The 20,814-nt window shown below is 68.4% G+C and carries 22 protein-coding genes, 1 tRNA gene and 1 pseudogene; 11 read left to right on the top strand and 13 right to left on the bottom strand.

Features of this window, described 5'->3' with window-relative positions:
- The first annotated feature begins 46 nt into the window (after positions 1-46).
- Both AWC03_RS15475 and nudC read left to right on the top strand, forming a co-directional pair.
- The gene (locus AWC03_RS15475; RefSeq protein WP_085241610.1) at positions 47-1,117 is read left to right on the top strand and encodes a potassium channel family protein; all 1,071 of its coding nucleotides are present in this window, start codon (positions 47-49) and stop codon (positions 1,115-1,117) included.
- A 56-nt stretch (positions 1,118-1,173) separates the two neighbouring features.
- Positions 1,174-2,106 carry an NAD(+) diphosphatase gene (nudC, locus tag AWC03_RS15470; protein WP_085241761.1) on the top strand — a complete coding sequence of 311 codons (933 nt, stop codon included), beginning with the start codon at positions 1,174-1,176 and terminating at the stop codon, positions 2,104-2,106.
- Positions 2,107-2,109: 3 nt separating this feature from the next.
- Here nudC and AWC03_RS15465 read toward each other — a convergent pair whose 3' ends face one another.
- A complete protein-coding gene (locus AWC03_RS15465) occupies positions 2,110-2,784 on the bottom strand; it encodes a sensor domain-containing protein (protein WP_085241609.1) in 675 nt (224 codons plus the stop codon).
- A gap of 80 nt (positions 2,785-2,864) precedes the next feature.
- Positions 2,865-3,125, bottom strand: coding sequence for a mycoredoxin Mrx1 (gene mrx1 / locus AWC03_RS15460; protein WP_085241608.1), 261 nt, complete (start codon positions 3,123-3,125; stop codon positions 2,865-2,867).
- Between the two features lie 157 nt (positions 3,126-3,282).
- Here mrx1 and AWC03_RS15455 point away from each other — a divergent pair, with 157 nt between their 5' ends.
- The 3 genes from AWC03_RS15455 to AWC03_RS15450 all read left to right on the top strand — a co-directional run bounded on the left by AWC03_RS15455 (position 3,283) and on the right by AWC03_RS15450 (position 6,072).
- Positions 3,283-5,394, top strand: a complete 2,112-nt coding sequence (locus AWC03_RS15455) for an ATP-dependent DNA helicase UvrD2 (RefSeq protein ID WP_169716530.1) — start codon at positions 3,283-3,285, stop codon at positions 5,392-5,394.
- A gap of 101 nt (positions 5,395-5,495) precedes the next feature.
- A complete protein-coding gene (locus AWC03_RS27490) occupies positions 5,496-5,657 on the top strand; it encodes a hypothetical protein (protein ID WP_167542711.1) in 162 nt (53 codons plus the stop codon).
- Positions 5,658-5,802: 145 nt separating this feature from the next.
- Positions 5,803-6,072, top strand: a complete 270-nt coding sequence (locus AWC03_RS15450) for a WhiB family transcriptional regulator (protein ID WP_085241606.1) — start codon at positions 5,803-5,805, stop codon at positions 6,070-6,072.
- On the opposite strand, the gene AWC03_RS15445 is transcribed toward AWC03_RS15450, so the two are convergent.
- Positions 6,069-7,412 (bottom strand): macrolide-binding ATPase MABP-1, encoded by a 1,344-nt coding sequence (locus tag AWC03_RS15445; protein ID WP_085241605.1) that lies wholly within the window; start codon positions 7,410-7,412, stop codon positions 6,069-6,071. The two genes, AWC03_RS15450 and AWC03_RS15445, sit on opposite strands and share 4 nt — an antisense overlap.
- A 140-nt stretch (positions 7,413-7,552) precedes the next feature.
- Between AWC03_RS15445 and AWC03_RS27485 the strand changes: the two genes are divergently transcribed.
- Entirely contained in the window at positions 7,553-7,726 is a 174-nt protein-coding gene (locus AWC03_RS27485) for a hypothetical protein (RefSeq protein ID WP_090422838.1), read from the top strand.
- Here AWC03_RS27485 and AWC03_RS15440 read toward each other — a convergent pair.
- From AWC03_RS15440 to AWC03_RS15425, 4 genes and pseudogenes are all read right to left on the bottom strand, one after another.
- Entirely contained in the window at positions 7,723-8,535 is an 813-nt protein-coding gene (locus AWC03_RS15440) for a TOMM precursor leader peptide-binding protein (RefSeq protein ID WP_085241604.1), read from the bottom strand. The genes AWC03_RS27485 and AWC03_RS15440 overlap by 4 nt on opposite strands.
- 78 nt (positions 8,536-8,613) lie before the next feature.
- Positions 8,614-8,796, bottom strand: a pseudogene (locus AWC03_RS15435) (zinc-dependent metalloprotease); the annotation flags it as partial.
- A 172-nt stretch (positions 8,797-8,968) separates the two neighbouring features.
- Positions 8,969-10,177 (bottom strand): Fic family protein, encoded by a 1,209-nt coding sequence (locus AWC03_RS15430; protein ID WP_085241603.1) that lies wholly within the window; start codon positions 10,175-10,177, stop codon positions 8,969-8,971.
- 85 nt (positions 10,178-10,262) lie between these two features.
- On the bottom strand, positions 10,263-11,627 hold the full coding sequence (locus tag AWC03_RS15425) for a zinc-dependent metalloprotease (RefSeq protein WP_167542752.1): 1,365 nt from the start codon (positions 11,625-11,627) through the stop codon (positions 10,263-10,265).
- 77 nt (positions 11,628-11,704) lie between these two features.
- Here AWC03_RS15425 and AWC03_RS15420 point away from each other — a divergent pair, with 77 nt between their 5' ends.
- Both AWC03_RS15420 and AWC03_RS15415 read left to right on the top strand, forming a co-directional pair.
- Positions 11,705-12,727: a YlbL family protein gene (locus AWC03_RS15420; RefSeq protein ID WP_085241760.1), complete on the top strand. Its 1,023-nt coding sequence runs from the start codon at positions 11,705-11,707 to the stop codon at positions 12,725-12,727.
- Between the two features lie 74 nt (positions 12,728-12,801).
- On the top strand, positions 12,802-15,795 hold the full coding sequence (locus tag AWC03_RS15415) for a UPF0182 family protein (RefSeq protein ID WP_085241601.1): 2,994 nt from the start codon (positions 12,802-12,804) through the stop codon (positions 15,793-15,795).
- A gap of 3 nt (positions 15,796-15,798) precedes the next feature.
- Here AWC03_RS15415 and AWC03_RS15410 read toward each other — a convergent pair whose 3' ends face one another.
- Positions 15,799-16,779 carry a GlxA family transcriptional regulator gene (locus AWC03_RS15410; protein ID WP_085241600.1) on the bottom strand — a complete coding sequence of 327 codons (981 nt, stop codon included), beginning with the start codon at positions 16,777-16,779 and terminating at the stop codon, positions 15,799-15,801.
- Positions 16,780-16,920: 141 nt separating this feature from the next.
- Between AWC03_RS15410 and AWC03_RS15405 the strand changes: the two genes are divergently transcribed.
- Positions 16,921-17,571: an HD domain-containing protein gene (locus tag AWC03_RS15405; RefSeq protein ID WP_085241599.1), complete on the top strand. Its 651-nt coding sequence runs from the start codon at positions 16,921-16,923 to the stop codon at positions 17,569-17,571.
- 10 nt (positions 17,572-17,581) lie between these two features.
- On the opposite strand, the gene AWC03_RS28330 is transcribed toward AWC03_RS15405, so the two are convergent.
- Positions 17,582-17,755, bottom strand: a complete 174-nt coding sequence (locus AWC03_RS28330) for a hypothetical protein (RefSeq protein WP_158089973.1) — start codon at positions 17,753-17,755, stop codon at positions 17,582-17,584.
- Positions 17,756-17,867: 112 nt separating this feature from the next.
- Here AWC03_RS28330 and AWC03_RS15400 point away from each other — a divergent pair.
- A tRNA-Met gene (locus AWC03_RS15400) sits at positions 17,868-17,944 on the top strand.
- A gap of 104 nt (positions 17,945-18,048) precedes the next feature.
- Here the strand turns inward: AWC03_RS15400 and AWC03_RS15395 are convergent.
- The 4 genes from AWC03_RS15395 to AWC03_RS15380 form a co-directional block, all read right to left on the bottom strand.
- Positions 18,049-18,936 (bottom strand): universal stress protein, encoded by an 888-nt coding sequence (locus AWC03_RS15395; RefSeq protein ID WP_085241598.1) that lies wholly within the window; start codon positions 18,934-18,936, stop codon positions 18,049-18,051.
- Positions 18,937-18,990: 54 nt separating this feature from the next.
- Positions 18,991-19,422 (bottom strand): DUF2267 domain-containing protein, encoded by a 432-nt coding sequence (locus AWC03_RS15390; RefSeq protein ID WP_085241597.1) that lies wholly within the window; start codon positions 19,420-19,422, stop codon positions 18,991-18,993.
- Between the two features lie 14 nt (positions 19,423-19,436).
- Complete coding sequence (locus AWC03_RS15385; protein ID WP_085241596.1) at positions 19,437-19,646, bottom strand: dodecin family protein; 210 nt, start codon at positions 19,644-19,646, stop codon at positions 19,437-19,439.
- A 229-nt stretch (positions 19,647-19,875) separates the two neighbouring features.
- On the bottom strand, positions 19,876-20,364 hold the full coding sequence (locus AWC03_RS15380; protein WP_085241759.1) for a glutathione peroxidase: 489 nt from the start codon (positions 20,362-20,364) through the stop codon (positions 19,876-19,878).
- A 241-nt stretch (positions 20,365-20,605) separates the two neighbouring features.
- On the opposite strand from AWC03_RS15380, the gene AWC03_RS15375 reads away from it, so the two are divergent.
- Positions 20,606-20,814, top strand: a 209-nt coding sequence (locus AWC03_RS15375; RefSeq protein WP_420845675.1) for an MlaD family protein, incomplete at its 3' end; no start/stop codon positions are given.

Genomic DNA, 20,814 nt, shown 5'->3' with positions numbered 1-20,814 from the left:
GGCGTGCGTGTCTTGTGCGCTGGCGTCGAGCCGATGACGGGCCGCCGTGCGCAACGGTAAGTCCCGGCAAGTGAGCGGTCTGGACGAAACGCTGACCGCCCAGCGCGGCCACCAGTTGGTCGGCGTGGTGCGCATCCCCGAGGAGCACGCCAGCCCCATCCGCGTCATCACCCGCCGGGTGGCCATCGCGTTGGTGGTGTTGTTCGCCGCGGCCGTCATCGTGTACGCGGACCGCAACGGGTACCGCGATGTGCGGGGCCAGCCGCTGACCTTCCTGGACTGCGTGTACTTCTCGGCGGTGTCACTGTCGACGACCGGCTACGGCGACATCACCCCCTACACCGAAACCGCGCGGCTGGTGCACACGCTGATTTTCACGGCGCTGCGGATCGCGTTCCTGGCCGTGCTGGTCGGTACGACCCTCGAAGTGCTCTCCGAGCGGTCCCGGCAGGGGTGGAAGATTCAGCGTTGGAGGAGCAGAGTGCGCAACCACACGATCGTGATCGGCTACGGCACCAAGGGCAAGACGGCGGTCGCCGCCATCCTCAGTGACGAGGCCGCCCAGGGTGACGTTGTCGTCGTCGACACGGATCGGACCACCCTCGAGCACGCCGCCAGCGCCGGCCTGGTCACCGTGCACGGCGACGCGACCAAGGCCGACGTGCTGCGGCTGGCCGGGGCGCAGCACGCGGCCTCGATCATCGTCGCCACCAGCCGTGACGACACCGCGGTGCTGGTGACGTTGACCGCGCGGGAGATTGCGCCCAACGCCAAGATCGTGGCGTCCATCCGGGAGGCCGAAAACCAGCACCTGCTGCAGCAATCGGGCGCGGACTCGGTGGTGGTGTCCTCGGCCACCGCCGGTCGCCTGCTCGGCCTGGCCACCACCACACCCAGCGTCGTGCAGATGATCGAGGACCTGCTGACCCCCGACGTCGGGCTGGCGATCGCCGAACGCGAGGTCGAGCCGGCCGAGGTCGGCGGCTCCCCGCGGCATCTGCGCGACATCGTGCTCGGTGTGGTGCGCGACGGCCACCTGCTGCGCATCGGCGCCCCCGAGGTGGACGCCGTCGAGGCCAACGACCGGCTGCTCTACATCCGACAGGCCGGGCACTGATGGCGATCGCGAGCGCGGCGGAGCCGGGCGAAGCGGGTCGCCATCAATCGGATCGCGTGAGTATTGCGGACTTTCAGCTGCACAACGTTCCGCTGCTGTCGCGCGTCGGTGCCGACCGCGCCGACCAGTTGCGCACCGACGTCGAAGCGGCCGCCGCCGGGTGGGCGGACGCGGCGCTGCTGCGGGTGGATTCGCGCAGCCAGGTGCTGGTCGCGGACGGCCGGGTGGTGCTCGGCGCCGCGGCCAGGCTGGGCGACAAGCCGCCACCGGAAGCGGTGTTCCTGGGCCGCATCGACAGCGGCCGCCACGTGTGGGCGATCCGCGGCGCGCTGGAGGCGCCCGAGGACCCCGACGTGCACGCCGAGGTGGTGAACCTGCGCGGACTCGGCTCGATCCTCGACGACACCAGCAGTCAGCTGGTGTCGTCGGCGCTCGCGCTGCTCAATTGGCATGACTCCGCCCGTTTCAGCTCGGTGGACGGCTCACCGACCAGGCCGGCGCGGGCGGGCTGGGCGCGGGTCAACCCGGTCACCGGTCACGAGGAGTTCCCCCGCATCGACCCGGCGGTGATCTGCCTGGTCCACGACGGCGGCGATCGCGCGGTGCTGGCCCGCCAGGCGGCGTGGCCGGAGCGGCTGTTCTCGCTGCTGGCCGGGTTCGTCGAGGCCGGTGAATCGTTCGAGGTCTGCGTCGCCCGCGAGATCCGCGAGGAGATCGGCCTGTCCGTCCGCGACGTGCGCTACCTGGGCAGCCAGCCGTGGCCGTTCCCGCGCTCACTGATGGTCGGCTTCCACGCCGTCGCCGACCCGGCGGAGGACTTCTCGTTCAACGACGGCGAGATCGTCGAGGCGGCCTGGTTCACCCGCGACGAGGTGCGCGCGGCGCTGGCCGCGGGCGACTGGTCCAGTTCGGCGGAGTCGAAATTTCTGCTGCCCGGGTCGATCTCGATCGCGCGTGTGATCATCGAGTCCTGGGCCGCGATCGGCTGACCCCTACTTGATCCGGTCGGTCACCGTCTGCAGGACCGTGTTGGCGACCTGCTCGGTGGGTTCGATCCCGAGCACGCCGACCGACACCAGCACCGATGACTTCACCGTGTACAGGTGAATCCATCCGTCGGAGCCGAGCTTGAGCGTCTGCGTGTCCGGCTTGTTCAGCACGAAGTCGTAGGCCGAGTGGTGCAGCGAAACGCACTGGTCCAGGGTGGCGTGCAGCTGGTTGAGCGCCCCGCGCGCGGCGGTCGCGTCCGGGTAGACGGCGACGGTGTTGGTGATCTCGTTGATCGGGGCGATGCCGCCGGGCCGCAAATCGTCGGTCGAGCCGCTGTAGGCCACCGAACGATATTCCTTCCAGCCCTCCGCGAACGTGAGGTCTGTGGACCCGACCGCGCGGCACGGGCCGGGCGGGTTGCCGGTGTTCTCCCGCGGCGGATCGTGCCGGTCGGCGTACGAATACGGTTGCAGCCCTTCGAAATTGGCGATGCGACGCGCTTCTTCGAGGCTGATGACCAATGATTCGGCGTAGCTGGGTTTGGGAGCCGTCGCCGTCTTGCTCGGCGCGTGCGCGCACGCCGACACGACCAAGGCGCAGCACGCGACGACGGCCGACGCCCTGCCCAGCACCGACAGGCGCCGGAGAAAACGGCTCGACCGCGGACTCGACGGCATGGTCACCAATGTTAGGGCCGCCGCAGCGAGTCCGAAGAGTACTTGACCAACGCCGGGCGCGTGTCGACGCGCCGGGACGCTCAGGCTCCGGTTTCGGTTTCGGCGAGCTTGGCCTTGACCTCGGCCGCGCTGGGGTTGGTCAGCGTCGACCCGTCGGCGAACTTCACCGTGGGAACCGTCCTGTTGCCGCCGTTGACCGAACCGACGAACTCGGCCGCCGCGGGGTCCTGCTCGATGTCGACCGCCTGGTAAGCGATTCCGTTGGACTTCAGCACGGTCATCAGGCGGTGGCAGTAGCCACACCACGAGGTCGTGTAGACGGTGATCGGGGCAGAGGTCATAGCTCGATAACGTAGCCGGGCGGCACTGTGTTCCGCGCCGCGGGCGCCGGTAGTTGGGGGACGGTGGCCGCCCCGCATCCCGGCGTGTCAGGACAACTCGCCGACGCGCACCGGGCGGCGCCACGGTTTGTCGGCCGCCGCTGCCAAGATGGACGCCATGCCGACGGTCGCCGATGCCCTGACCGCCGGGCTGGACGACGAGCAGCGCGAGGCGGTGCTGGCTCCGCGCGGCCCGGTCTGTGTGCTCGCGGGCGCCGGAACCGGCAAGACCCGCACCATCACGCACCGGATCGCCCAGCTGGTGGCCGGGGGTCACGTGGCCGCCGGGCAGGTGCTGGCGGTCACCTTCACCCAGCGGGCCGCGGGGGAGATGCGTTCGCGGCTGCGCGCGCTGGACGCCGCCGCGGGCACGGACACCGGCGTCGGCGGGGTGCAGGCCCTGACGTTTCACGCCGCGGCGCACCGGCAGCTGCGGTACTTCTGGCCGCGGGTGGTCGGTGACACCGGCTGGCAGCTGCTGGACACCAAGTTCGCGGTGGTGGCCCGGGCGGCCAGCCGCTCCCGGATCAACGCCAGCACCGAGGACGTCCGTGACCTGGCGGGGGAGATCGAGTGGGCCAAGGCGTCGCTGATCGGTCCTGAGGACTACCCGGCCGCGGTGGCGGCGGCCGGACGGGACATCCCCTTGGACGCCGCCCGGGTCGCGACGGTGTACGCCGCCTACGAGGCGCTGAAGGTCCGCGACGAATCGGTCACGCTGCTCGACTTCGACGACCTGCTGCTGCACACCGCCGCCGCGATCGAAAACGACGCCGCCGTGGCCGACGAGTTCCGGGGCCGCTACCGCTGCTTCGTCGTCGACGAATACCAGGACGTCACCCCCCTGCAGCAGCGGGTGCTCACGGCGTGGCTCGGGGACCGGGACGACCTGACCGTCGTCGGCGACGCCAACCAGACCATCTACTCGTTCACCGGGGCCTCACCGCGCTTCCTGCTCGACTTCTCGCGGCGGTATCCCGACGCCACCGTGGTTCGCCTGGAACGTGACTACCGGTCCACCCCCCAGGTGGTGTCGCTGGCCAACCAGGTGATCGCCGCGGCCCGCGGCCGGGTCGCCGGCAGCAAGCTGCACCTGGTCGGGCAGCGCCCGCCGGGCCCGGCGCCGTCGTTTCACCAGCATCCCGACGAACCGGCCGAGGCCGCCGCGGTCGCGGCCGCGATCGCCCGGCTGATCGAATCGGGCACCCCGCCGTCGGAGATCGCAGTGCTGTACCGCGTCAACGCGCAGTCGGAGGCCTACGAGGAGGCGTTGACCGAGGCGGGCATCCCCTATCAGGTCCGCGGCGGCGAGGGCTTCTTCACCCGCCAGGAGATCAAGCAGGCGCTGCTGGCGCTGCAGCGGGCCGCCGAGCGCGGCTCCGAGAATGGTCTGGCGGGGCCGCTGCCCGAGGTCGTGCGGGCGGTCCTGGAACCCCTGGGGCTGACGGCCGAGCCGCCGGTCGGCACCCGCGCCCGGGAGCGCTGGGAGGCGCTGAGCGCGCTGGCCGAGTTGGTCGACGACGAGGTGGCCCAGCGCCCGCAGCTGGAACTCACCGGCCTGCTGGCCGAACTCCGGTTGCGCGCGGACGCGCGGCACCCACCGGTGGTGCAGGGCGTCACGCTGGCCTCGCTGCACGCCGCCAAGGGCCTGGAATGGGATGCGGTGTTCCTGGTCGGGCTGGCCGACGGCACCATGCCCATCTCGCACGCGCTGGCGCACGGCCCCGACAGCGAGGCCGTCGAAGAGGAACGTCGGCTGCTCTACGTCGGGATCACCAGGGCGCGAACGCATCTGGCGCTCAGCTGGGCGCTGGCCCGCAGCCCCGGCGGGCGGCAGGGCCGCAAGCCGTCGCGGTTCCTCAACGGCATCGCGCCGCAGGCGCGCGCGGACACCGCGCCGGGCCGACCGCGTCGCAACCGGGGCGCCGCGGCGCGCTGCCGGATCTGCAACAAGGACCTGACCACCCCGGCGGCGGTCATGCTGCGGCGCTGTGAGACGTGTGCGGCCGACGTCGACGAGGAGTTGCTGCTGCGGCTCAAGGCGTGGCGGCTGGACATCGCCAAGGAGCAGAAGGTGCCGGCGTATGTCGTCTTCACCGACAACACCCTGATCGCGATCGCCGAGCTGCGACCCGACGACGAGGACGCGCTGATCGCCATCCCCGGCATCGGCGCGCGCAAGCTGGAACAGTACGGGCCCGACGTGCTGGAGCTGGTGCGCGGCCGCTGACCGCTAAAGGCGCAGGTCAGAAAATCGGTTGTGGGGAACGCCGGCGACCATCTACCCTCGAAACCGCGTTCTGCGCGCTGACGGAAAGGAGGGTGGCCGCGATGATCAACGACGCGTTCGGTGTCGGCGTGGCCGCTGCGGCGCTGTCCGCGCGCGCCCTCCAGGCGGCCCACACCGCTATGCCGGCGGCCGCGCTCAAGCATCGCGCCGCCGCCGCGCCGCACGCGTCCGCGCGACTCGAGGTCCGCCGAATGGCCGCCTGACAGCCCGGTTTTCACCGAAATGGCCACGGACCCGAAGTCATAGGATCCGTGGCCACAGTTTTGAGGGCGTCAGTTTCCAAGCCCGCTACCTGGCCCGGATTCGGAAGAAGAAGGAAGCCCCGACCAGGAAGCAGGTGAGCAGGACATGGCGGTACTGACAGTCCCCGGACAGCCGTCAACCGCGTTGCCGTGTCACGCCGGCGACCCCGACCTCTGGTTCGCCGAGACCCCGGCCGACCTGGAGCGCGCCAAGGCCCTGTGCGCGGGCTGCCCGATCCGGCGGCAGTGCCTGACATCGGCGCTGGAGCGGGCCGAGCCCTGGGGGGTGTGGGGCGGCGAGATTCTCGACCGGGGCTCGATCCTGAGCTTCAAACGACCGCGCGGGCGGCCCCGCAAAGACGAGGCCGCGGCCTAGACGACGGCGCTGTCGGGCTCGGCGAAGCCGGGGATCAGCTCCTCGGACAGCGCCTTGATCGGCACCCGGGCGTCCAGCTGGCACAGGATCGCGGCCACCGACGCGATGACGCGCATCGGGATGGCCAGCTTGGGCGGCAGGTCCATCTGCCGGGCCGTCTTGATCTGCGACACCGACCGGTCGATCTGGCCCACGGTCATGCGCTGCAGCCACTTGCGCGTGTAGTGGAATTCGTCGACCTCGATGGGTTCGACGTACTGGCGCAGCATCTCGTCGATGTCGCGGACCGACACCTGCTGGCCCTTCTGGATGAAGCCGACCTTCTCCATCGTCGGCAACAGCAGGTCGTAGTTCTTGTCGCGGGCCAGGCGGATCGTCATCCCCAGCTCGATCGGGTAGCCGCCGGGCAGCGGCGCGACGGCGCCGAAGTCGATGACGCCCATCCGGTCGTCGGGAAGCAGCATGAAGTTGCCCGGGTGGGCGTCGCCGTGCAGCATCCCCAGCCGGCGTGGCGCGTCGAAGGTGAGTTCGAGCAGCCGGGTGCCGATGAGGTCGCGCTGCTCGCGGGTGCCGCTGCGGATGATCTCGGCCAGCGGCAGGCCGTCGATCCACTCCTGGACCACGACTTTGGGCGCGCTCGCGACGACGTGGGGGATCGCGAAGTGTGGGTGGCCCTCATAGGCCTTGGCGAAGGCGCGCTGGTTGTCGGCCTCCAGCCGGTAGTCGAGCTCCATCTCGGTGCGTTGGACCAGCTCGTCGACGATGCCCTGGACGTCGGCGCCCGGGGCGAGCTGTTTGACCACGCCGACCATCCGCTGCATGGTCTTGAGGTCGGCGCGCAGCGCCTCGTCGGCGCCCGGGTACTGGATCTTGACGGCCACCGGGCGGCCGTCGGCCCAGACCGCCTTGTGCACCTGGCCGATGCTGGCCGAGGCGACGGGCTTGTCGTCGAACGAACTGAACCGCTCCCGCCACTTGGTGCCCAGCTGGCCGTCGAGCACCCGATGCACCTTGTTGGCCGGCAGCGGCGGGGCGTCCTTCTGCAGCTTGGTCAGCGCCTCGCGGTACGGCTCGCCGTACTCGTCCGGGATCGCGGCCTCCATGACCGACAGGGCCTGGCCGACCTTCATCGCTCCGCCCTTGAGCTCGCCCAGGACGGTGAACAGCTGGTTGGCGGCTTTCTCCATCAGCTCGGCCTGGACTTCGTCCCTCGACTTGCCCGTCAGCCGCTTGCCGAAGCCGAGCGCCGCCCGGCCGGCGAAGCCGACCGGGATGCTGGCCAGCTTCGCGTTCCGCGCCGCACGGCCACGTTTGATGTCTGCCACGTATCCATCATCCACGACGGCCGGTGTGGCTCGCGCTTGATCTTCACAACATCTCGTCCCCGCGCGGGCGTCGGCCGCGGGCCCTAGGTTGTCCTTGCGGGTCGCATCCGGCGGCCCCGCGAAGGGCTCATCCGAAAGGCGGTACCGGCCAGGCCATGTCAGCCAAGCAATCGCAGCACGACGCCGCGGACTCCCTGTTCAGGGCGATCATCGAAACACTGGACAAACACCGCAACGACCGCACCCTGACCGCGGAGATCCTGCACCAGCTCGCGACCGCCTACGAGTCGGTGTCGGCGAACGTCCCGGAGCAGGGGCGGCTGGGTTAGTTCCCGCAGGGGCACAGCGGATGCCGGGTCCACTGCCGCGCGACGATGGCGCCGGCGTCGAGGTCGAATTCCAGTGTGGCGTTCAGCGTCTGGGGCTCGGGTACGGCCTCTTGGTTGCGGACCGCCGCGATTACCCGGTTCACCTGGCTCAACGCCAGCGCCGCGGTCGCCAGCAGCGTGGCCCGGTCGGCGACGCCGACGGTTTCCCGCAGCTGCGCAGAGATCGCCGGCCACGCCGCGTCGCGGTCGCGCCGATGCAGGTCGGCGCAGCCCAGGCAGCTGGTGGCACCGGGGATGACCAGCGGACCGACCAGCCCGACGCCGTCGCGGACCCGGACCGGCAGGTGGGGGACACGCCGGGCGTGCAGCTCGCGGAGCATCCGGGGGTCGGCGACCAGGTAATCGGACAGCACCACCAGGTCGACGGCGGAGACCGACACGGCGGCGTGCGGCTGGCTGCTGTGGGCGATCCGCGCGCCAGAGCAGCGCAACGCCTCGACGAGCAGCTCCGAGAGCGGCCCGCGGCCGTGGATCCGGATGGACGGCGCGCGACCGCGCGACTTCGCGCATTCGGTGGCGACGCCCGCGCCCACCAGCTGAGCGACCAGGTCGCTCAGCCCCTCGGCGTCCGGCAGGCCGCGGTCGGCGGCCCGTCGGCGCAACTCCGAGAGCGGCATCGGCGATCGCATGGACCGTAGTAACGCGGCCAGCTCGGCCGCGGCCAAGTCACCCGGTGGGCGCACCAGCACGGCCCGGCGGGGATCCCAACCGACCTGGACGGCGCCGTCGGGCCGCAGCAGCACCGGCATGGCCGGGTCCAGGGCATAGGTGGCAAGCGGGGTCGGTGACACCGGTGCACTGTGCCACGCCGCGGGCCGGCGCCCCGGTCAGTTGTCCACAGGACCGGCGCCGGGATCCTCGGGGTTCTCCTCGAGCTTGGCGATCGCCTCGTCGATGCCGCTGGTGTCGCCGCCGATCACCCGGTCGATGAAGCCGGCCGGCTCGTCGAGGTCCTCGGCGTCGGGCAGCAGATCGGGGTGCTGCCAGATGGCGTCGCGGGCGTCCACGCCGGCATGCGTCACGCCGTCCTCGGCGATTTCACCGGGTATCGGAACGCTGTCGAGGATTATGGGCCTAGCTAAACTAGTGCGTCGGGCCGATGCGAGCGACCTCCCGGGCATCGCCGACGCTGCTCGTAGACATTGGAACGGTGCCGTGCACTATCGGGGTTTCGCCGATAGATCAAGCGAGCAGCGTCCGGCGGCCAGCCCGCTCGGCGAAAGCGTCAAGCGCATCGAGAACTTCCGGCGTGCGCCAGGCGCGATTGCGTGCCTGGTCGGTGAACTCCGCGATGATCTTGGACTCGACAAGCGGGTCCAAGTACCTATAGACATTGTTAATCGCAATGTGCAATTCATCGCTAACCAGTTGTGCGTTGATTACCGGGCGTTTGATCAGTAAATCGGCTACACGGTGGACGGCCGAGTTGCGACGGGCTCTGATCTTCGATTCCCATTGCTGTCTAATCATTTGGAGATCAGCGACTAATTGTCGACCGTTGGCAACGGCCAGGATTGAAGCCTCCGAGAGCTTCTCGACTATCGGAGCGGGGTCGCCCTCTCGATAAGCCGTCAGCGCCTGGAAGTACGAACTGGTGTCCGTCAACAGTCCGGCTGAGACGGGGACGGTGACCTGACGGGTCAACCGCTTGTTGCGCAACAAGGACTGGACCAAGGCCCTGCCCGTGCGTCCGTTGCCGTCGGGAAATGGGTGAATTGTTTCGAACTGTGCATGCGCAATTGCGATTTGCGGAAGGACCGCGATGTCACTGCGCTTAGCAAATCGGACTAAGTCGTCAATGGCGGCGGGGACTCGGTCGTGGTGTGGCGCGATGAAATCGGCGCCCCTTGGGCCGAAGTTGCCTCCGCCGATCCATACCTGTTCGGTGCGCCATTTGCCGGCGATGCTTGGTTCACTTTCGTGCATCAGCGCGTCGTGCATTGCCAGAATGGCCTTGTCGTTGATCTGGGCCGCTAAGTCGATAGCCGCCTGCATCGCTTTTGTGTTCGCGACGATCATCGAAGCGTTGCGGCGCTTGCTGCTTCCCAGTGTTTCGGCCTCGGCGATGGCGCGTGCGCTAGCAGTGAGGTTCTCGATTTTTGAACTGGCTGCTGATTCGGTACGTAATAGTACGGAGGCGAACGGGGCGATCTCGCCCCCGAGTTGTGTATCGAAGCGTGCGATTTCCTGGCTGGCTTCCTCGGCATCGGCTTGCACCTGAGGCGGCAGGCTGACCGCGAGGTTGGCAATCGCCGCTGGGACGGCGGCTTCGTATTCGCCGGACTGGCGCTGGGCGGCACGCAGGTCCGAACGCTGGTAGCCGGCCTCGGCCGGCGCGCCCCACGTGAGGGTTTCGTACCGCACTGCAGTGGTCGAGCTAACTGATGACATAACTCAGCTTATCATCACTTAGATACATAACTGATAATACAGCTTACGCTTGTTATCAGTTCCGTGGCCTCGACGCCCGCGTCACTTACGTGTCGGACACGCCCCCGGCGCCGGGATCCTCGGGGTTCTCCTCGAGCTTGGCGATCGCCTCGTCGATGCCGCTGGTGTCGCCGCCGATCACCCGGTCGATGAAGCCGGCCGGCTCGTCGAGGTCCTCGGCGTCGGGCAGCAGATCGGGGTGCTGCCAGATGGCGTCGCGGGCGTCCACGCCGGCGGCCTCGGTGAGGCGCTCCCACAGCGCGGCGGCTTCGCGCATCTTGCGGGGCCGCAGCTCCAGGCCCACCAGCGTCGCGAACGTCTGCTCGGCCGGACCGCCGGTGGCGCGGCGGCGGCGCAGCGTCTCGCTGAGCGCGGCCGCCCCCGGAATCCGGTCGCCCAGGGCCGCGGTCACGACCACCTGCACCCAACCCTCGATCAACGCCAGCAGCGTCTCGAGGCGTTCCAGCGCCTGTGTCTGCGCCGGGGTCGCCTTGGGCTCGAAAACGCCTTGGCCCAAAAGGTTTTCGATGGCAGCCGGGTCGGAGAGCGTCGCCGGGTTGAAGTCGCGGGCCAGCTCCTCGATCCCGCTCATGTCGATCTGCATGCCACGCGCGTAGGCCTCGACGGCGCCCAGCAGCTGGCTCGACAACCAGGGCACGTGGCTGAACAGCCGGTGGTGGGCGGCCTCCCGCGCGGCCAGGAACGTCAAGATCTCGCTGCGGGGCTGCTCGAGTCCGGCGGCGAACGACTCCACGGCGTCGGGCAGGATGGCGGCAACACCCTTGGGCCCCAACGGCAGACCGATGTCGGTCGACGTCAGCACCTCGCGGGACAACCGGCCGAGCGCCTGCCCCAGTTGGGAGCCGAAGGCCATGCCTCCCATTTGCGACATCACCGCCATCAGCGGGCCGGCCATGCTCTTGGCCTCCTCGGGCAGCGACGACGCCCACACCGTCGAAATCTGCTCCGCCATCGGGTCGCACAACCGCTTCCACGTCTGAAGGCTGTTGTCGACCCAGTCGGCCGGGGTCCAGCCCGCGGCCTTGCTGGTGCCGGCGGGCAACGCGGTGGCGCCGTCCAGCCAGGTTTCGGCGAGGTGCACCGCGTCGGCGATCGCCGACTGCGTGGTGGCCGGGATCGGCGCCACGAACCCGATCGAGTTGGTGGCCACCCGGCGCGCCAACTCGTAGTTGACCGGTCCCGACGCTTCCCCGCCGGCCATCACGGTGCCGGCGCTGGAAAACATCTGACCGAGCTGGGTGAAGATCTGTCCCAGGTCGCCCATCCCGAACGCCCCGAACGGATCGGAGCCGCCGGAGCCCGAGTGGGGGTCTTTCTTCCCGGGTTTGTCGGGGTCTTCTCCGGGGGAGAAGCCGAAAGGCAGGTCAGCCATACCGTCAACGGTACTCACCGCGGAAACGGGGCGGGCGCTCTCGGGTCAGCTTGTGGCTGAACCGGCCGCCGCGGGCGCCGTCTAGTGTGATCGGCGTGAACAGGCGGATTCTGACCCTGATGGTCGCGCTGGTCCCGATCCTGGTCTTCGGCGTGTTGCTCGCGGTGGTGACGGTCCCGTTCGTCTCGCTGGGCCCCGGCCCCACCTTCGACACGCTCGGCGAGGTCGACGGCAAGCAGGTGGTGGCGATCGAGGGCACGGCGACGCATCCGACCACCGGGCACCTGAACATGACCACGGTGTCTCAGCGCGACGAGCTGACCCTGGGGGAAGCGCTGACGCTGTGGCTTTCGGACCAGGAGCAGCTGGTACCGCGCGATCTGATCTACCCGCCGGGCAAGTCGCGGGACGAGGTGGACAAGGCCAACAACGCGGACTTCAAGGATTCCGAGGACAGCGCCGAGTACGCCGCCCTGGGCTACCTCAAGTACCCGGCCGCGGTGACCGTCGCGAGGGTCACCGACCCGGGCCCCTCGGCGGGCAAGCTCAAGGACGGCGACGCCATCGACGCCGTCAACGGCACCCCGGTGGCCGACGTCGACCAGTTCACGGGGCTGCTGAAGGGCACCAAACCCGGTCAGACGGTGACGATCGATTACCGACGCAAGAACGAACCGGCCGGCGTCACCCAAATTACGCTGGGCGCGAACAAGGATCGGGACTACGGCTTCCTCGGTGTCGCCGTGCTCACCGCGCCCTGGGCGCCCTTCGTGGTCAACTTCAACCTCGCCAACGTGGGCGGCCCCTCGGCCGGCTTGATGTTCAGCCTGGCGGTGGTCGACAAGCTGACGACCGGCGACCTGGCCGGCTCCAAGTTCATCGCCGGGACCGGCACCATCTCGGCCGACGGGAAGGTCGGCCAGATCGGCGGCATCACGCACAAGATGGTCGCCGCCCACGCCGCCGGCGCCACCGTGTTCTTGGTGCCGGCCAAAAACTGCTACGAGGCGAACTCGGACAATCCGTCCGGCCTGCGCCTGGTGAAGGTCGAGACCCTCAGCCAGGCGGTCGACGCGCTGCACGCGATCACGTCCGGGGGCCAGCCGCCGAGCTGCTGAAGCACGGCCGGGATCGCAGGTCGCGCGATGCGTAGAGTTGTCACCGTCGATCAATCGAGCAGGGAGCGTAGCCAGTGGGGATGCGGCCCACCGCACGGATGCCGAAGCTGACTCGGCGTAGCCGGATTCTGATCCTGATCGCACTGGGTGTGATCGCTTTGCTGCTGGCCGGTCCGCGGCTGATCGACGCGTACGTGGACTGGCTGTGGTTCGGCGAGCTCGGCTACCGCTCGGTGTTCACGACCGTGCTGGTGACCCGGTTCGTGGTCTTCCTGGTCGCCGGTCTGCTGGTGGGCGGGATCGTGTTCGCCGGCCTCGCGGTGGCCTACCGCACCCGCCCGGTGTTCGTGCCCAGCAACGACAACGATCCGGTGGCCCGGTACCGCGCCGTCGTCCTCTCCCGGTTGCGGCTGGTGGGCATCGGGGTCCCGGTCGCGATCGGCCTGCTGGCCGGCATCATCGCGCAGAGCTACTGGGTGCGGATCCAGCTGTTCATGCACGGCGGGGACTTCGGCATCCGGGATCCGCAGTTCGGCAAGGACCTCGGCTTCTACGCGTTCGACCTGCCGTTCTACCGGCTGCTGCTCAGCTACCTGTTCGTGGCGGTGTTCCTCGCCTTGGTCGCCAACCTCTTGACGCACTACATCTTCGGCGGAATCCGGCTGTCGGGCCGCACCGGCGCGCTGAGCCGCTCGGCCCGGATCCAGCTGGTCACCCTGGTCGGGCTGCTGGTGGTGCTCAAGGCCGTCGCCTACTGGCTGGACCGCTACGAGCTGCTGTCACACACCCGCGGCGGGAAGCCCTTCACCGGCGCCGGGTACACCGACATCAACGCGGTGCTGCCGGCCAAGCTGATCCTGATGGCGATCGCGCTGATCTGCGCGGCCGCGGTGTTCTCCGCCATCGTCCTGCGCGACTTGCGGATCCCCGCGATCGGCCTGGTGTTGTTGCTGCTGTCGTCGTTGATCGTGGGCGCCGGGTGGCCGCTGATCGTCGAGCAGATCAGCGTCAAACCCAATGCCGCCCAGAAGGAAAGCGAATACATCGGCCGCAGCATCACCGCGACGCGGCAGGCGTACGGCCTGACCTCGGACGTGGTGACCTATCGGACCTACGCCGGCGACACGCAGGCCACCGCCCAGCAGGTGGCCGACGACCGGGCGACCACCTCCAACATCCGGCTGCTGGACCCGACGATCGTCAGCCCGGCGTTCACCCAGTTCCAGCAGGGCAAGAACTTCTACTACTTTCCCGACCAGCTGTCCATCGACCGCTACGTCGACCGCAACGGCTCGCTGCGCGACTATGTCGTCGCCGCCCGCGAACTCAACCCCGACCGGCTGATCGACAACCAGCGGGACTGGATCAACCGGCACACCGTCTACACCCACGGCAACGGGTTCATCGCCTCGCCGGCCAACACCGTGCGCGGAATCGCGAACGACCCCAACCAAAACGGTGGCTATCCCGAATTCCTGGTCAACGTCGTGGGCGCCAACGGCAACGTGATCTCCGACGGCCCGGCGCAGCTCGACCAGCCGCGCATCTACTACGGTCCGGTCATCTCCAGCACGTCCGCCGACTACGCGATCGTCGGCCGCAACGGCGCCGACCGCGAATACGACTACGAGACCAGCGCCGACACCAAGAACTACACCTACACCGGGCTAGGGGGAGTGCCCGTCGGGGACTGGCTGTCGCGCAGCGTGTTCGCCGCCAAGTTCGCGGAGCGAAACTTCTTGTTCTCCAACGTGATCGGCTCCAACAGTCGAATCCTGTTCAACCGCGACCCGGCCCGGCGGGTGGAGGCGGTGGCGCCGTGGCTGACCACCGACAGCTCGGTGTACCCGGCGATCGTCAACAAGCGACTGGTGTGGATCATCGACGGCTACACCACGTTGGACAACTACCCGTACTCCGAACTGACCTCGTTGGAATCGGCCACCGCCGACTCCAACGAGGTGGCGTTCAACAAGCTGGCCCCCGACAAGCAGGTCTCCTACATCCGCAACTCGGTCAAGGCCACGGTGGACGCCTATGACGGCACCGTCACGCTGTATCAGCAGGACGAGCAGGACCCGGTGCTCAAGGCGTGGATGCAGGTCTTCCCCGGCACGGTCAAGCCCAAGAGCGACATCACCCCCGAGCTCGCCGAGCACCTGCGCTACCCCGAAGACCTGTTCAAGGTGCAGCGGATGCTGCTGGCCAAGTACCACGTCAACGATCCGGTGACGTTCTTCTCCACCTCGGACTTCTGGGATGTGCCGCTGGACCCGAACCCGACCGCGAGCAGCTATCAGCCGCCCTATTACATCGTCGCGAAAAACATTGCCAAGAACGACAATTCGTCGTCGTATCAGCTGACCTCCGCGATGAACAGGTTCAAGCGGGACTACCTGGCGGCCTACATCAGCGCGAGCTCCGATCCGGCGACGTACGGCAAGATCACCGTGCTGACCGTCCCGGGCCAGGTCAACGGGCCCAAGCTGGCCAACAACGCCATCACCACCGATCCGGCGGTGTCCCAGGACCTCGGCGTGATCGGGCGCGACAACCAGAACCGCATCCGCTGGGGCAACCTGCTCACCCTGCCGGTGGGCCAGGGCGGCCTGCTGTATGTCGAACCCGTCTACGCCTCCCCGGGGGCCAGCGACGCCGCCTCGTCCTACCCGCGGCTGATCCGCGTGGCGATGATGTACAACGACAAGATCGGCTACGGCCCCACCGTGCGCGACGCCCTGACCGGGCTGTTCGGTCCCGGTGCGGGCGCGGCCGCGACGGGCATTCAGCCCACCGAGGCCGGCGGCGCTCCCCAGGCCCCGCCGGCGGGCCCGCTCCCGCCTGCCGGTACGCCGGGAGCGGCACCGGGGGCGCCGCCGCCGGCCGCCGCGCCGCAGGTACCGGACGGATCGGTGGCACTGTCCCCGGCCAAATCCGCTGCGCTGCAAGAGATTCAGGCAGCGCTCGGGGCGGCCAAGGACGCCCAGAAGAAGGGCGACTTCGCCGCCTACGGGGCCGCGCTGCAGCGGTTGGACGACGCGATCACCAAGTACAACAACACCAAATAGCCCTCAGGCCCCAGCCATTCCGGCCGTCCGGAACCTCTCCCGGTACGCCTTCGGGCTGATACCCAGGTGGCTGGCGAACACCCGTCTCAGCGTTTCGCCGCTGCCGAAGCCGGCCAAGCCCGCGGTCTCGCTGACGGACCGGCCGGATTCCAATGCGCCACGGGCAAAGTCGATCCGAACCAGCTCGACATAGCGCGCGGGGCTCATCCCCAGCTCGGATTGGAAGAGCCGGGTCAGCTGTCGAGTGCTCAGCGACGCGCGGACCGCAAGCGACGCCACGCTGTGGTCGGCGGCCGGGTCGCCCGCGACCGCATCGACGACCGCTCGCAGCGGCGACTGCGGCGGGGGATCGGCCTCGACCAGCACCGAGAATTGCGATTGTCCGCCAGCGCGTTTCAGGTACACCACCAGCGACCGCGCGACTTCGCGGACCAATGCGGGGCCGTGATCCATTTCCACCAGGGCCAGCGCGAGGTCGATGCCCGATGACACGCCCGCCGAGGTGAACACGTCGCCGTCCCGGACGAAGATCGCATCGGGCTCCACACCGATGCCGGGAAAGGCGCGCGCCAGCAATCCCGTGTGCCGCCAATGCGTTGTGGCGCGCCGGCCATCGAGCAGCCCGGCCTGGGCCAGCACGAAGGCACCGGTACACACCGAGGCCAGCCGCCGGGTTCGCGCCGGCACCGTTGTCAGCGCGTCGACGAGCGCGGGATCGATTGGGCGGCCGACCAAGTCGTCACCGCCGGCGACGATGACGGTGTCCACGGATTCGATGGACGAAATGCTGCGGGTGACCGAGAACGGCGTCCCTATCGACGTTGTCACCTCGCGCCCGTCGACGGACGCGATCTCGAGTGCATAGCTGGCGCCGAACCGGTTCGCCTCGGCGAAGACCTCGGCGGGGCCGGCGGCGTCCAGCAGTTTGACCCCGTCGAAGACGACTACCACCACCGTACGAGGCGTGGTTCTCAGGTCGGCCACCCGATCATCGTGTCCGGCCCTCGGGCCGTTGACAAGGCGAGCGTGTCGCCATTTGTGGGATTGACGGCCGGAACCGCCACGCTCCGATAACGCTCGGCGGCGCAGACTGGCTGGTGGGTCACTCGGAAGGGAGACGACATCATGGCCACCAAGTCCATCGAAACCATTGCCGGCATCGGCGTTCCCGACACCGCGCTGGTGCGAGAGGCCACCGAGTTCATCCGCGCCGCCGAGGACGACGTGCTGTTCCACCACTCCCGGCGGGTGTTCTTCTTCGGTGCGCTGCAGGGCCTTCGCCGCGGGCTGCAACCGGATCTGGAGCTGCTCTACGTCGGGGCGATGTTTCACGACCTGGGCCTCACCGACCGTTACCGCGTTTCCGCGGTCCGCTTCGAGGTCGACGGCGCCAACGCGGCACGGGATTTCCTGACGCAACGTGGTGTCGACGAATCCGAGGCCGACAGGGTGTGGCTGGGCATCGCCCTGCACACCACGCCGGGCGTGCCCGAATTCCTCGAGCCCGAAATCGCTTTGGTGTCTGCGGGTGTCGAGACCGACGTGCTCGGCATCGGCCGCGACGATCTGGCCCCCGGTGCCCTTGCCGCGGTGACCGCAGCCCACCCGCGCCCGGAGTTCAAGCGGCGCATCCTCGCGGCGTTCACCAACGGGATGCGGCACCGCCCGCAGACCACCTTCGGTACCTGCAACGCCGACGTGCTCCGACGGTTCGATCCCGACTTCGTTCCCGACGACTTCGTCGACAACATCGTGAACAACACCTGGCCGGAATAGGCCATCACCACTACACAGGAGAACCCCACGACAACCGCAACGTCGAGGTCGCGGACCCCTCGACCGCGGACATCCGGCACGCGCTCATCGGCGCGTTGGAGAAGGAGGCGTGGCTGCTCAGGTCGGAGAACGGCGCAGCGTAGTCCGCAACGCCGCCGGCCCGGCACACCGAGCGTGCGCTCACGGATGCCGTCGCCGCACGATCCGCGACCGCGGCGGCAATCTCGCCGCCGCGGGCCCGGTGACCCCGCGATTTGGTTGCGCTCGCTCCGGTTCGGTAACCTGTCATTCACCAACGCGGGGTGGAGCAGCTCGGTAGCTCGCTGGGCTCATAACCCAGAGGTCGCAGGTTCGAATCCTGTCCCCGCTACCAAGTGAAACGGCCCCCGGAGATCTCTTCGGGGGCCGTTTTCCACACTATGGGTTCCGGCATCGCGATTGCGATGAGGTAGCCCGAGCGCGCACCCACGTCCGCCGCTACGACTCGCGAGAGACGATCACCACCGATTGCGCCGCATGCGCGACGGCTGTGCTCACCGAGCCCAGCAGCATGCCGGCGAATCCGCCGCGACCGTGACTGCCGACGACGACGAGTTGTGCGGACTCCGAGTGCTCGATGAGTTGACGAGCCGGCTGATCGCACACCACCACGGGTCGCACCCTGACATCGGGGTACCGCTCCTGAAATCCGGCGAGCCACTCGGCGAGCGCCTGCTGCGCCTGCACTTCCATCATCTCGAGATCCAGACCCGGCACTTCCGACACGCTGACGTCCGACCACGCATGCAATGCCACCAGCTCCACGCCCCGGCGAGAGGCCTCATCAAAGGCGATCTCCGCCGCCAGTTTTGATGCGGCCGAACCATCGATCCCCACCAGCACCGGTGCCTGCGGGCGCGGCGGGGCCTCATCATGGACGACCGCGACCGGGCAATGCGCATAGTTCACCAGGCCGGTGCTGGCCGAGCCGAACGGGACCCGGCTGAACGCGCCTTCGCCCCGGCATCCCACGACCATGATGTCCGCGATCTTGGACTCGTTGACGAGCGTGGAAACGGTCGGGCCACGTACCACCACGCTGTACACGAACGGCGGGCCATGGTCGCCGGTGCTGTCGGCGACCACCTTGCGCGCGTCCTCGAGAATTCGCCGTGCCTTGTCGTCCTGCCGCTCGAAATAGTCTTCAGGAATCGGAATCGCCGGCCACGGCGCAACCGCCGGCACGACCGGTGCGATGACATGCATGAGTGTCAGCGGAACATTGCGTATCGCCGCATCGCGCGCCGCCCAGTCCACCGCCGCCAGCGACGAGGCTGATCCGTCAACGCCGACCAAGATGCCACGATGGGTTTCGTGCCCGGACATGTCGTTCCCTGCTTTTCTCGTTAAGCGACTAGGAATTAGGTGACGCGCATCGATTCACTGCTGGGGCTGCAGCATCTTGCGAATTTCCATGGGGAGCTGACCCAGCGCCTTGTCGATCTGGGCAACCGGCAGATGGTGCGAGACGGCCGCGGTAGTGGCGGCGGCGGCTTTGCCGACGTCTTCGAGCGCGATGTTCGCCTCCCGCGCGAACCGGACGGCGTAGGCCTTGGCGTCGTACTTGTCGGGGACGACAGTGGGATTCCATGCCTGGTAGAAGACGCCCCTGATCAGGTCGGGGAGCTGGGCCGCGAAGTGAGCGCACGCCTCGACAGTGAGCCGATCGCGCAGGGTGTGCAGCCAAGCCCTCAGGACTCGGTAGGCGAATTCGCGATCCTCGGTGTCGAACTCCCTGGCCACATCGTTGATCCAGGTGTGCGCGGAGTCGATTGCGTGATCGAGCGCCGTGACCTTGGTTTTCGTCGACATGGTTACCTCCGGCTCTAGTCGAGGACGAATGTGACCAGCATGTTGACGCGGTAGGCCACGATCCCGCCGTCCTTCACATCCACCGACTGCTCCTTGATCCAGGCCGACTTGACACCACGCAAGGTCTCCTCGGCCCGGGCGAGGCCAGTCTTCACAGCATCTTCGAAACTGGTGTCGGACCTCGCGCTGATCTCGGTGACGCGAGCGACAGTGCCTCCTGACATGATGACCTCCCAGGGTCGATATCGGATGATCTCAGGCAGTGACCATTCAACTCCGGTGCGACGGAGGCAAAAAGTGGCGATGGACTCCGCGCCGGAGGACTTTCGGCCACTCGCCGGAAACGGACGAAGCCGGTAGGGCCAGTTGCTGAACCTGATGGTGAGCGTCGCTGCCCCGATATGCGGGGGCGAAACGGGGTGGATTTCGGCCCGCCGAGCCGTTTGCTGCCGCCTATCGCGGCAGCACGGCCTCGATGGCGCTGATGACGTCCGGGGCGTCGGGCTCCGTGCGGGGCCGAAACCGCTGAACCACCTCACCGGCGGGGGAGATGAGGAATTTCTCGAAGTTCCACTGGATGTCTCCGGCCTCACCGGCGGAGTCGGCGGCCTTGGTCAACTCGGCGTAGAGCGGGTGGCGGTCGTCGCCGTTGACGTCGGTCTTCGCCAGCAGCGGGAAGGTCACCCCGTACGTCGTCGAGCAGAACTCCCGGATCTCTTCGGCGGTGCCCGGTTCCTGGCCCATGAACTGGTTGCAGGGCACGCCGACGACCGTCAGGCCGCGACCGCGATAGTCCTCGGCTAACTTCTCCAGGGCCGTGTACTGCGGGGTCAGTCCGCATTTGGAGGCGACGTTCACGACCAGCGTTGCGCCATCGGACAATTCGGCCAGCGTGGTCGGCCGGCCGTCGAGGGTGGTCAGGGCGATGTCTTTGAGGGTCACGCTCATGACGCTAACGCAAGCTCGGGCGACGGGCCGGATTGATTTGTGCGAACGGCGGTTCGCCTGTGAATGACCGCCAAGGTACATTCCTGGGGACTTCGTTATTGCATGTGTGTGTACAGCCCGTGATACGGGGAAGGCACCGCCGCGGCACCGGGATGCGGCGCAGAGGTGAGGGGCGCTGGTGACCACGTCTTCCCCGGTACAGGTCAACTCTCAGCGCGTCCCCCCGTACCGCTGGATCGCCGTCGCCGTCCTGGTGGCCCTGGCCATCGTGTTCACGCTCGTCTACGTTCAGTTCCGCGGCGGTTTCACCCCGAAGACCAAGCTGACGATGCTGGCGTCGCGGGCGGGGCTGGTGATGGATCCGGGGTCGAAGGTCACCTACAACGGGGTGGAGATCGGCCGGGTGGGCAACATCTCCGAGACCGTGCGCGACGGCAAGCCGGC

Source organism: Mycobacterium europaeum (assembly GCF_002102155.1).
Lineage (GTDB): Bacteria > Actinomycetota > Actinomycetes > Mycobacteriales > Mycobacteriaceae > Mycobacterium > Mycobacterium europaeum.
The sequence above is the reverse complement of the archived record's forward strand: the minus strand, read 5'-3'. Positions and strand labels throughout refer to the sequence as shown.